The 12,306-nt window shown below is 61.0% G+C and carries 8 protein-coding genes; 4 read left to right on the forward strand and 4 right to left on the reverse strand.

All coding sequences use genetic code 11. The features are described 5' to 3' along the window. Window positions 1-46 precede the first annotated feature (46 nt). A complete protein-coding gene (locus ACO07N_RS00920; RefSeq protein WP_421979216.1) occupies window positions 47-1,660 on the reverse strand; it encodes an extracellular solute-binding protein in 1,614 nt (537 codons plus the stop codon). A 263-nt stretch (window positions 1,661-1,923) separates the two neighbouring features. Here ACO07N_RS00920 and ACO07N_RS00925 point away from each other — a divergent pair, with 263 nt between their 5' ends. From ACO07N_RS00925 to rbsK, 3 genes are all read left to right on the forward strand, one after another. Beyond that, window positions 1,924-2,994 (forward strand): ABC transporter ATP-binding protein, encoded by a 1,071-nt coding sequence (locus ACO07N_RS00925; RefSeq protein WP_421979217.1) that lies wholly within the window; start codon window positions 1,924-1,926, stop codon window positions 2,992-2,994. 83 nt (window positions 2,995-3,077) lie between these two features. Then, entirely contained in the window at window positions 3,078-3,530 is a 453-nt protein-coding gene (locus ACO07N_RS00930) for an RbsD/FucU family protein (protein WP_421979218.1), read from the forward strand. Next, on the forward strand, window positions 3,527-4,456 hold the full coding sequence (gene rbsK / locus ACO07N_RS00935) for a ribokinase (protein ID WP_421979219.1): 930 nt from the start codon (window positions 3,527-3,529) through the stop codon (window positions 4,454-4,456). Before ACO07N_RS00930 ends, rbsK begins: the two co-directional genes overlap by 4 nt. 100 nt (window positions 4,457-4,556) lie before the next feature. Here rbsK and ACO07N_RS00940 read toward each other — a convergent pair whose 3' ends face one another. The 3 genes from ACO07N_RS00940 to ACO07N_RS00950 form a co-directional block, all read right to left on the reverse strand. Next, window positions 4,557-5,927 (reverse strand): HlyD family type I secretion periplasmic adaptor subunit, encoded by a 1,371-nt coding sequence (locus ACO07N_RS00940; RefSeq protein WP_421979220.1) that lies wholly within the window; start codon window positions 5,925-5,927, stop codon window positions 4,557-4,559. Continuing rightward, a complete protein-coding gene (locus ACO07N_RS00945; RefSeq protein WP_421979221.1) occupies window positions 5,924-7,663 on the reverse strand; it encodes a type I secretion system permease/ATPase in 1,740 nt (579 codons plus the stop codon). The genes ACO07N_RS00940 and ACO07N_RS00945 overlap by 4 nt, the downstream gene beginning before the upstream one ends. A gap of 89 nt (window positions 7,664-7,752) precedes the next feature. Continuing rightward, window positions 7,753-10,932 (reverse strand): beta strand repeat-containing protein, encoded by a 3,180-nt coding sequence (locus ACO07N_RS00950; RefSeq protein WP_421979222.1) that lies wholly within the window; start codon window positions 10,930-10,932, stop codon window positions 7,753-7,755. A gap of 410 nt (window positions 10,933-11,342) precedes the next feature. Here ACO07N_RS00950 and ACO07N_RS00955 point away from each other — a divergent pair, with 410 nt between their 5' ends. Then, complete coding sequence (locus ACO07N_RS00955; RefSeq protein ID WP_421979223.1) at window positions 11,343-12,296, forward strand: LysR family transcriptional regulator; 954 nt, start codon at window positions 11,343-11,345, stop codon at window positions 12,294-12,296. Window positions 12,297-12,306: the final 10 nt, after the last annotated feature.

The following is a 12,306-nucleotide window of genomic DNA, read 5'->3' on the forward strand; positions in this document are numbered from 1 at the left end:
CCATGGATGTGCGGGCAGGCGCCTGGCGCCTGCCCGCTGGTTCAAATCACAGCCCAAGCGAAGCCTTGTAAAGCTTGATCTGGTTCTCCCGGCCGATCTGGTCGGTGATCTTTTCCCAGGCCGCCGCGATTGCATCGCCGATTTCCTGAGCCGATCCGTACTGGCCGGCGTAGCCTTTGGCCAGTTCGTCCTCCGCCACCGAATAGTATTGGAAGATGCCCGGGATCCGAGGCTCGATGGCCGCGTTCGGATGATTGTAGCTGTCCGCGTTCGAGCCCAGATAGTCTTCGATATAGGCCCGGTCGTAACCGGCTGCTTCCCACTCGTCGAACTGGAAGTGGGAGTTGCGGTAAGGCTGGAAGCCCGACGGGTAGGCCGACATCCAGAGGCTGATGTCCTTGCCGCCGAGATGGGCTGCTGCGCTCCACGCGGCCTTGCGCTTCTTCTCGTCGCCGGACACCCGCTTGGTCACGTAAATGCCCCAGCCGAGATAGGCCATGTTCGGTGCTTCGTTGTAGGTTTCTTCCCATGCGCCCGACTTCCTGTTGTAGACGCGGTCGGAACCCGGATTGATACCGAAGCCGACAACGTCGCCGACAACCGAAGTATCGGACGTCCGTGCACTTGAGCCGATATCGCCCCACCACATCAGCATGGAACCCGTTCCGGCAAGGAACTGCTGGAAGCCGGTCGTTCCCGGGTCCGCGTTGATCTGGTCAGCCGGATAGGCGCCGGCCTCGATCAGATCGAGCACGTCCTGGATCGCCTGCACCCAGGCCGGGTTGTTGACCAATGGCGTCATCGTGTCCGGATCGAACAGCCAGGCCGGATCATCCGGATGCTTGGCATAGACCGCGGCGCGGTTTTCCAGGAAGTAGAAGCCGAAGCCGCCCCAGCCCTTGAGCGGATCCAGATATCCGTGCGCGGGCAGCCCGGTCAGCGGGTCTTCCTTGCCGATCAGCGCCTTGGTGACGGTATTGACGTCCTGCCAGGTTTTGGGAACCGATGCCCCGCCGATCGCACCGTCGCCGAAATAGTCTGTCCGGTACGCGAACGTATGGCAGTCGCCGTCGATGGTGACCCGGTATTTCTTGCCATCCCACGTGCCGACGGGCGGCTTGAGATAGCTCACGAGATCTTCCGCATCGATCTGCTCTTCGACCCAGTCGGGCATCTCGTCGAGAAGGCCCTTGCCGGCCGTGTCGCCCTCGAACGGCGCGCCCATCTCGATGATGTCGAAATCGACGGTTCCGGTTGCGATCGCCTGCTGCAGACGCGGATTGTAGTCGGCCTGGGCAAGGTCAACCCAGTTGATCTTCGCGCCCGTATAGGCCTCCCACGGCTTCAGGAAACCGCGAAACAGGAAATTGTGGAGGTTCTGGTTGTTCAGCCCCATGAAGGTCAGCTCGACACCCTCGAACTCGCCTTCGGCAACGCGCTCCTTCGTCGGGCCGAGGCACATCTCGCCGACCTTCTGCCAGTCGGCGTCCGTTGGCGACCCCTGGCCGACGCCCGGAATTTTCAGAATTTCAGCGCGCAGATCCGACTGGGCCCTGGCCGGACTGAAAGGGATACCGGTTGCAACCGAGCTCACGGCAGCAATCGCACCCACGCTCGCGGCACCCTTGAGCAAACCGCGCCGGTTTAGCTGACGATGCATTATCGTATTGTAATCGCTAACTTTCACGTCACTTCCTCCCATTACACGTCAAGTTGGCCAACCCCTGCAAAGGCACCCTTGTTGCCGGGCGCTCTCCTCCAAAGCAGGCAGGTCTTTTCCAATCGGAGCAGACTTCCGATGAGTAACGTCCCAATTCGCGTACGTGCTGTCAAGTAGCTAACATGTTAGTAGGGTCAGAGGTGGACAAATTCCTGACAATAAGCTACCCGGTGAAGAAGGTAGGATCGGCTTTGTGAGGCTCAATGGCTGAAGTCGCTGTCAAGCAAGTGCGCAAGAGTTATGGCGATACCGAAGTTATTCACGGTATCGACGTGCAGATCACGGATGGCGAATTCGTGGTCCTTGTCGGACCGTCGGGATGCGGGAAATCAACTCTTCTGCGCATGATCGCCGGGCTGGAGGAAATCACCTCTGGTGACATTCACATCGGGGAGCGCCGGGTCAATCATTTGCCGCCTAACGAGCGCGACATTGCCATGGTGTTCCAGTCCTATGCGCTTTATCCGCACAAGACGGTCGAGGCCAACATGGGGTTCTCGCTGAAGCTGAAAAAAATGGACAAGGCGGCGATCAAGAAACGCGTGGCGGACGCCGCGGAGATCCTCGGTCTCACGCCCTATCTCGGACGCTATCCGCGCGCACTTTCGGGTGGACAGCGCCAGCGGGTGGCGATGGGCCGCGCGATCGTTCGCGATCCGCAGGTGTTTCTGTTCGACGAACCGCTGTCGAACCTGGACGCCAAGCTGCGCGTGCAGATGCGCACGGAGATCCGGGAACTGCATCAGCGGCTGCAGACCACCACCGTCTACGTCACCCACGACCAAATTGAAGCCATGACGATGGCCGACAAGATCGTGGTCCTGAACGGCGGCAATGTCGAGCAGATCGGAAGCCCGCTTGATTTGTACGACCGGCCCAAGAACAGCTTCGTTGCCAGCTTCATCGGGTCGCCGGCAATGAACCTCATTGATGGAAAGATTGAGACGTCCGGCACGGACAGCGTTCAGGTCTCCATTGGCGGAAACGTATTGGATCTGCCCGGTTTTGGCGGACTGGAATCCGGTCGCGCCGTCAGGCTGGGCGTGCGCCCGGAGCATCTGCAGCTGGCCGACAAGGGGCTGCCGGCGACCGTCAGGGTTGTCGAGCCGACCGGCCCGGAAATCCATGTCGTCTTCCAGTTCGGGGACGGGGAACTGACGGCGGTTTTCAGGGAACGGCACGCCCTGTCCACGGGAGATCAGGTCCATCTCGGGATCGATACGGACCATTTTCACCTGTTCGGGGCCGATGACGGACTAAGGATCGAACCATGAGCAAAGGTCGTTTCCGGGCCGGACGATAACCAGACTTGATCCGCGGCGCCACGGAGACCGGTATCAGCAGAGAGGAGCCAGGAATGCTGAAAGGGATTGATCCAAGACTGAATGCCGATGTCCTGCACTGTTTGCGGGCCATGGGCCATGGAGACGCGATCGTCATCTCCGATACCAATTTCCCTTCGGACAGCGTTGCCAGAAACACCGTTTACGGGTCGCTTTTGCGGATGGACAATCTCAGTGCCGCCGAGGCGATAGAAGCGATCCTGTCCGTGCTCCCGCTGGATACCTTTGTCGACGATTTCGCGATGCGGATGGAAATTGTCGGCGCGCCGGATGAGGTCCCGGACGTGCAGAGCGAGGTCCAGGAAAAGATCGACACGGCTGAGGGCGGGTCCCGCCCCATGATCGGTGTCGAACGCTTCGCGTTTTACGATCTGGCGCGCAAGAGCTATGCCGTGATCCAGAGCGGGGAGCGGCGCTTTTACGGCTGCTTCGTGCTGCGCAAGGGCGTCATAGGACCGGATCAATGAGCCTGGACATCGTCATTCTGGGTGTCTTTGTCGCGGACACCGCTTACCGTGCGTCACGGCCGCCCAAGATGGGTGAGACCATCCTGGGCAAATCCTTTGCGCTCGGACCGGGTGGCAAAGGTTCCAACCAGGCGGTTGCGGCCGGCATGGCCGGTGCCAAAGTCGGCATGCTGACCAAACTCGGAGTGGATCCTTTTGCGGACATGGCCCTGGCAACATGGTCTAAGGCCGGGGTGACATCGCTGGCTTCGCAACATGCGGACGGTTACACCGGTGCCGCCTATATCTTTATTGACGACGCCACCGGCGACAACGCCATCATCGTGTGCCCCGGCATCGCGGCCAGTCTTGGACCATCTGACATTGATGCCCAAAAAGATGCCCTCAAGTCCTGCAAGGTGTTTCTCACGCAGCTCGAGCAACCGCTGGAAACCGCCGAATACGCGTTGGACGTGGCAAGGAATGCCGGTGCGACAACGATCCTGAACCCGGCACCGGCGGCCGAACTGCCGGATTCCATGCTCGCGCTTTGCGACTATGTCACACCGAACGAATCGGAGACCGAGGCCATCACCGGTCTGAGCGTTCACACCGTCGAAGACGCCACCAAGGCTGCCGAAGAACTGATCAGGCGCGGCGCAAGGGCTGCGATCATCACGCTCGGCGAAAACGGCTGCCTGTTTAATGACGGCGCTGACGCCGTGCACGTTCCCGCCATGTCGGCAGGGCCCGTCCTTGAGACGACAGGTGCCGGCGACGCGTTCAACGGCGGCTTCGCGGCCGGCCTCGCACAGGGCATGTCCCCCCTGGAGGCGATCCGGTTCGGGACCGCAACGGCATCCATTTCCGTCACCAGGCAGGGTACGGCCCCATCGATGCCTGCCCGCGCGGAAATAGAGGACCTGTTGCGGCAAAATCCCGGCTGACCGGACCCGGCCTTGTAGACTTCGGCAGGACGGGGCTCTCCATGAAGAGCCCCGCCGGGTGGTCTGTCGGTGTCAGCGACCAGCGCCCCTTTACCCCAGCCTACTCCGTGAAGGTCCTGACCAGTCTGTTGCTGAGCGGCTGCGCCAGGTAACTCAGTACGGTACGCTCCCCTGTCGTTATGAACAGGTCCGCCGGCATTCCCGGAACAAGATCCAGCCCGGCCACGCCGGAGGGCTGCTGTGCGTCAAGCCTGACCTTGGCAACATAGAAGGCGTTGCCGGTTTTCTCGTCGGTCACGGCATCGGCGGACACATCGTAGACCTTGCCGTTCGCTTCCGGCACCTCTTCCAGGTCGAACCCGCTCAACCTGACCCTGGAAGGCTGTCCGATCCAGAGTTTCTCGATGTCGGAGGTGTTGATGCGGGCTTCGACGATGAGTTCTTCATTCTGGGGAACAAGCTCCAGTATGTCCTCGCCGGGACGGACGACACCACCAAGCGTGTGCAGCGCCATGTTGACCACCGTACCGCTGACGGGTGCGTTGACGACCACGCGTTTCTGACGTTCCACAGCCCCCCTGAACTGGGGCTCGACAGCGGCCATCTGTGCCTCCACGGCGGCAAGGTTTTCCGAAACCGATTCAAGTCTCTGCTGCTCTGCACTGAACGCGTTGAGCTCCAGCTCACCAATTTCGTTGCGCGCGCGGGCCTGGTCGGTCCTGAGACCGGCGTCCAGTCCGACGAGGCGCTCGATGTCCAGACGGATGGAATTCATCCTGACGGCCGTCACCAGACCTTTCTCGAACAGCGGCTGCAGCGTCTCCAGCTCTCCATTGGAAATCTGGGTCTGCCGGGCGTTGGATTGCCGCTGCTCCTCAAGACCCCGGATCTGGTCTTCAAGAGCCGTGATCCGGCGATCGAGCACAGTCTTCTCGCTGGCCCGCGCCCTGGCTTCAGTTTCGAAAACCCGCTTTTGGGTCAGGTAGGAACTCTCCCACAACACCTCGGGAACGCTGTCCCCGATCAGAACGGCGACATCGCTCCTGCGGAACATGTCGGCCTGGCTGATCTGGGCGAGCAACCTTGCGCGCCGTGCCGCCAGTTCACCGATCTGACTGCTGAGGACCGTGAGGTCGACATCCGCTTCGGTGCTGTCGAAGACCACAAGCGGCTGTCCGGCCTCGACGAAGTCGCCATCCGTCACCAGAAGATTTCGAACGATGCCGCCGTCCAGATGCTGAACCGTCTTGCGGTTCCCGTCGACGACGAAAGACGCCTTTGCGACCACCGCCCCGTCGAGCTTTGCCTGATGCGCCCAGTAGGCCGTGCCGCCGAAGAAGGCCGTCATGACCAGGAGCCCGAAGAAGACAAGCACGCCGATACGCGGTTCGGCGAATTTTTGTCCGGGTCTTTCCGGACGCTCGAGATGAGAGACGTGGCGGCTTTGGGAAGAAAGTGTCAGGTCTTTCATTGGACTGCCCTTTCCTGGGTATCTTCGCTGATTGCATTCCGTTTTTGCCGGCTTGCCGGCAGAACGTTCCGCTTCGTGTCACGCAAAACGTCATCCCGGGCGCCAAAGGCGGTCTGGACGCCCTGATTGAGCACGAGCACCTTGTCGACCACCTGCAGGGTGCTCGGGCGATGGGTCATCATCACGACGACACCGCCGCGCGCCTGGGTGGCGCGCACCGCTTTTTGCAGCGCTGCCTCTCCCGTTGAATCGAGGTCGGAATTGGGCTCGTCGAGCACCAGCAAAAACGGATTTCCGTAAAGAGCCCGGGCGAGCGCAATCCGTTGCCGTTGTCCGCCGGACAGGAAATAGCCGTTGCCGATGCGGGTTTCGTAGCCGTCCGGCAGATTGGAGACGAGATCGTGCACGTCGGCCGCCAGGGCCGCCTCCAGCGCGAGGCGATCGTCGATATCTGCTGCAAAGCGGGCGATGTTCTCCCTGACCGTGCCGTCGAACAGGGCGACGTCCTGAGGCAGATAGCCGATATTGCTGCCCAGTTCCTCCGGGTCCCATTTGGCCGTCGGGCTGCCGTCGAGCCGGATCGAGCCGCGTTGCGGCGCCCAGACACCGGCAAGCATCTTGGCGAGTGTGGTCTTGCCCGACCCGCTCGGCCCGATCACCGCCACAGCATCGCCGGCCTGAAGATTCATCCGGATATCCGACAGGGTCGCGGTCTGCGCGGTCGGAGGCCCGGCTTTCTGGATCGCCACGCTCACGGAAACCTGCGGCCTTGGCAATCGCAGACGTTGCTGGTCCGCCGGATATTCATGCACGAGGTTCCTGAGCTTGGCGTAGGAACCGGTCGCCGCCAGAAAGCTGCGCCACTGGCCGATCAACTGGTCGATCGGTGCCAGCGCCCTGCCTAGCACGATCGTCGCCGCGATCATGATACCGGCCGAACTTTCGCCGGAGATGGCAAGCGCACCACCCAGGCCGAGGATGCCGGACTGCAAGGCCGCCCGGATCGTCTTGGAAAAAACGGAAAAGGTCGAAATGCGGTCGTTGACCCTGGTCTTCAGCTGATGGGCCTCGACCTGAAGCTCGCGCCATCTGAGGGCAAGATCGCCGCGCATGCCCATGGCATGGACGATTTCGGCATTCGTCTCGCCTGACCTGTACAGTGCATCGCTTCGCCTGCGGGCTTCGGCAGCTTCGATCATCGTGTCATGACTGCGCGCATTGTTGATCAGCGCAAGAACTGTCAGAACAGTCGCGCCCACCAGACCCAGATGACCCAGATACGGGTGAAGGATGTAAAGCACGCAGATATAGACCGGGATCCAGGGCGCATCGAAGAACGCCAGCAGCGTGCTTCCGGAGACGAAGTCCCTGAAGCCGTTGACATCTTCGACGGTATTGTCGCCGTCCGACCTGCCGCCGTGGACCTTCCGCCGCATCGCCGCGTTCAGGACAGGAACACCGACCTTGAGTTCAAATCTTGCACCCAACCGGTTCAGCATCCGCTGCCGGATCCAGTCAAGCAGGCCCGTGACGACAAGGACGCCGCCGAGCAGCAGCGTGAGTGCGATGAGCGTATCCATGTTCTGGCTGGTCAGAACGCGGTCATAGACCTGAAGCATGTAAAGCGGGGCTGCGAGGGCCAGAATGTTGAGCGCCATGCTGAAGAGCGCAATTGCGGCAAAACCGGCGCTGAGTGAGGACCAGGCCTGCCGGACAGGAGAGAGATTGCGGAACATGTGCTTGCTCCATATCGAGGGGTTCGGGTCAGGTATTCGGGAAGGCCACAGGGTGGCGACAGCGGCCACCGCCACCCTGAGCAACTGGCTCAGACGAGGAAGTCGTCTTCGCTCAGTTGCGACGCGTCGATGTTGACCAGGCGCAGCGTGCTGTCCGACCCGAAGGACAGGACTGCATCCGAGCCATCTTGGACCGCGCCGGACAGAACCTCGGCAACGTCGAAATCAGGGGCAAAGTCGCCGCCTGAGATCAGATCCGAGCCCAGTTCGAAGTCATTGACGGTGTCGGCGCCGAGGCTGGCAACGAAGATGTCCGAGCCATCGCCACCCTCGAGCAGGTCATCACCACCGGCACCGTTCAGGACATTGTCGAAATCGCTGCCGGTGATGACATCGCCATCGTTGGAACCGATCACGTTTTCGATCGAGCTGAGCACATCGGTCTCAACCCGGTTATCGATGACGTCTTCGCCGACGACACCCGTGTTGGTGACCTGATCCGCCACGTCGAGCGTTGCTCCGGCATCCACGAGCGTATCCTGGACAACCGGACCGTTCTGACCGGCGGGCGCGTTGTGCAGATGGATGGCCGACACAACGCCGGGGATTGGCGTTTGCAGGTCGGCCTCGTTGAGGCCGGACACGTCAAGCACACTCGAATATGTGACCTCACCTGTTGCCAGGTTCTGCAAGATTGTCACGCTTGCCTCGCCGGTTGCCTCGCTGTCGGACAGCGGTCCGGGTTCCTGAGCGGCGTCCAGTCCTCCGGAGAGTTCGATCGTGCGGATGCCGTGCTCCGTGACGTCGCTGTCGACAAGCAGCTGCCCCCTGATCTCACCTCCGGAAAAATCCGACGTGTGGATGTTGTAATAGAGGTTGCCCGCAACGGCCTGATCAACGAACGCCGCACCATCGGCGATCGCAGACCCGAACTGGGCGGGAGCCGCAACGACGGCGTTGTCGACGCGGACGGTGAAGCCGGTGTCCCGGGTTGCCGTTCCGTTGCCGTTTGCACCGAGGTTCACATTGACCGCGACATCCAGGTCCGAGAAGTCTGCCGTGTCGGTGCCCTCTCCGCCGTCCAGGAAGTCGTTGCCGAGACCGCCGACAAGGATGTTGTCACCGTCGCCCGCAATCAGCACGTCACGTCCGGCGCCGCCGTCGAGAACACCGTCCACGAGGCCGAGATCGACAAAGATATCATCGCCGTCGCCGAGCAGGACATTGCCGTTGATGACGCCGCCGTCGTTGACGATCGTGACGTCGCCTGCCTCGCGGGCATCGATGGCATTGACCTTGCCGGAAATCTCGCCTTCGTTGATGATGGCGCCCAGAATATCCAGACCACCGTCGATCCGGATACCGGCGGCCGCGTCCGAGGCTTCGGACCCGGCAATGACACCCTCGTTCTCGACAAGGCCGGCGAACCCGGCATCTTCCACGTTGGAGAACAGGCGCAACCCGTCACCGACCGTGTTGCCTTCCGTCGCATCCCCGCCGCCGAAGATGGCGCCCTGGTTGATGACGGACGCCGAGACGATATCACCGTCAACATCCCCCGTCTGGAGCGAAACACCCGAGGCGTTGTTGCCGCTTGCGTCGACCGTGCCATGGTTCGTGAAGGTGTAGTTGTCGGCGGTGCCGTCAGCGTAGACGGTTCCGTTGCGCTGCGCGCCTGTCGCCAGGATGGTGCCCTTGTTGACGACATCCAGACCTTCGCCGTCGATGTTCAGTGCCCGGCTGTCGGACGACACGGTTCCCCGGTTGATGAATGATCCGCCGGAATGATCACCGGTTCCGAAATAGACGCCGTTTTGAGCGCCGGCAAAAACACCGCTCTCTTCGTTGACCAGGGACCCCTGGAAATTCACGCCGTTGACCGCCCGGAATGCACCGACGGTCCCCTGCTGGCTTTCCGCGGTGACGGCTCCGGAGTTGGCGATCGCACCGGTGAAGAGTGCCGACGCAAATCCGCCTTCAGGCAGACGCACGCCTTCCAGCCGGATGCCGTCGCCGGCCGTTCCAGCACCGGCGGACGCCTGACCGCGGCCGTTGATCGATCCGGCGTTTTCGATTTCAACATCGCCGTTGCCGTTTTCCGCAAGCGACAGGGAAATACCGGCACCGTCATTGTGCTCGCCCGCGTCGATGACGCCGGTCGGCAGGTTGTTGATCGAATAGTCGCGCGCCGTGTCGTCGGCATAGATCGTGCCGTTACGCTGATCGCCCGTACCGAGAATGTCGCCACCGTTGATGAGATCGACACCGGACCCATCGATGTTGACCGCCCGGCTCCCGGACTGGATCGTGCCGAAATTCTGGACGCTGAGGTCGTGCTCGGCATCACCGATGTAAAGGCCATTGCGCGGACCTTCGATCGTGCCGGTGCCGGAATTGAAGATCCGGCCCTCGGCCGCAACACCGTCGGCAATCCGGATACCGGCCGTTGTGCCCTGGTTGCTTTCCGTGCTGATGAGACCGCTGTTGAAGATATCCGTCTCAAGGACCGCGCCTTCCGCACCATCGTCAATCCGGAGACCGTCGCCGGCAAGAGGGGTGTTGGAGGCGGCACTGTCGCCGCGGCCCTGGATGACGGCACCGAAACCGTTGAAGATCGTGCCCTGAACGACGTCGTTCAATTCGTCGCCGACCTGGAGCGAAATACCGGCACCCTGGTTGCCTTCACCGGCGTCGATCGTGCCACCCGTGAAGTTGCCGATCGAAAAGTCTTCCGCGGTGCTGTTGGTATAGATCGTGCCGTTGCGCTGATCGCCCGTGCCGACGATGTCTCCGAAGTTCCGGACGCTGACGCCCTCACCCTGGATGTCGACCGCACGGCTGTCGGAGGAGATCACACCGCCACGGAAGTTATCGAGCCTGCCGGAGGATTGGGCACCGGCGAACTGGACACCGTTGAAGTCGCCGTCAACGCTGCCGAAATTCCTTATGACGGCACTGCCGCTGACCTGGATACCGGTCGCGAGGGCGTCGGGACCGCTATTGGCCTCGATGCGGGCGTTGCGGAAATTGAAAACCTGCGCGTCTTCGCCGCCCACCGATACCGCGGCAGCTGCATTGTTGGTCGTGACCTGACCGAAGTTCAGGAAGCGTGCGAAGTCGTTGTCGAGAACGAAGGCCGGCGTGTTGTCGACGACCGCGTTGTTGAATACGCCATTTGTCAGCGACTGGCCGTCGCGGACGGTTTCTTGTGCCAGTGTGGACGTCGTGAGCAATCGCGCCCGAAGACCGGCAAGCATCCCAGATAGCATTTGGAAATCTCCATGAGTTATGTCACCCGGGTACGCCCTCTGCATGACGGCGCCCGGCACTCATGGATCTGTTGCGAGGGCCCTGGTTGTTGAAATTCATATTGCCAATACGGGCCATAACCTTTTGCAATAATCACGCCTTCCTTTACCGGCGATTTTCATTTTCCCTTATGCTTTTCAGATACTTAAACAAGACCGCGTTGGCAGGGACAGATTATTCCCTCACTCCTGATGGAAAAAACGTGAACAAAAGAACCGGATTTTTTCGCGCTCTTTTTCGAGCCTGAGCGGCGAAAGGCCGCGCCGGCCACCGGACGGGTGCCTCCAACAACTTGTGAACGATTGTTATTTCACCTTCTTCGGTTCGTCCTTAAATCTTGTGCTGCCAGCAACACGTATCAGAGCTTCGGATGAACCTCCGCGATCTTCAGTATGTCGTCGCAGTCGCACGGCACAGAAACTTCACGCACGCCGCACGTGCCTCGAACGTGAGCCAGCCCGCACTTTCCAATCAGATCAAGAAGCTTGAACTGGAGCTTGGTGTCCGGATCTTCAAACGGACGAAGAACGAAGTGTTGCTGACAGAGTTCGGTGAGCACATCGTCGCAGGTGCAACGAAGATCAATACGATCGTGGACGAAATTGCTAATACCGCCCAGCATTTCCAGAAGCTGGACGCCACGCCCTTCAGGCTGGGCATGACACCGACACTTGCTGCGTATCTGTCCGGCTACTTTCTCGACATGCTCGCAAGCATCCATAGCGGCATCCGCCTGGTCATCGTGGAAGAAAAGCCTCGGGAGCTGTCGCAGATGATCAGCGAGATGCAACTCGACACCGCCCTGATTTCGCGAAACAGCTACGAGATGATCTATTGCGACGACACGCTTGACCTTCCGACCTTTACACCGCTCTGGCTGGAGCCGCTTTATCTCGGGATGCGGCAGGGGCACGTGTTGTCGAAGAGACGGGACATACAGGCCTCAGAGGTCCCGGCAGAGTTCATCGTGCGTTTCGACACACCATTCGGGTATGACCTGGAAAAGGATCTGCCGGCTTCGTCCTCCGGAGCGGCCGAGCGCCTTGGCATCGACGTCAGATCCGCCCGTTTCGAAACCCTGTGCCGCCACCTGGCTCATAGTGACGCGTGCACGATCGTAAACGGCATCGCGGCCGAACAGTTCAAGAGGGACAACATGGGACTGACGTTCGTTCCCTTCCACGGCAACGGCAGCTTCCGTGAACTGGGTGCGATATCGCGCAAGGACTATTCACGCTTCGGCGTCATCGACTCCATCAGATCCTTCATCGAAGCGAAGCCGCCAACCGGCACCGTCAATCTGGCACACGGTCCAACGTGCTGACCCACGCCCG

Origin of the sequence: Roseibium sp., assembly GCF_965229775.1 — a bacterium.
Taxonomy (GTDB): Bacteria; Pseudomonadota; Alphaproteobacteria; order Rhizobiales; family Stappiaceae; genus Roseibium.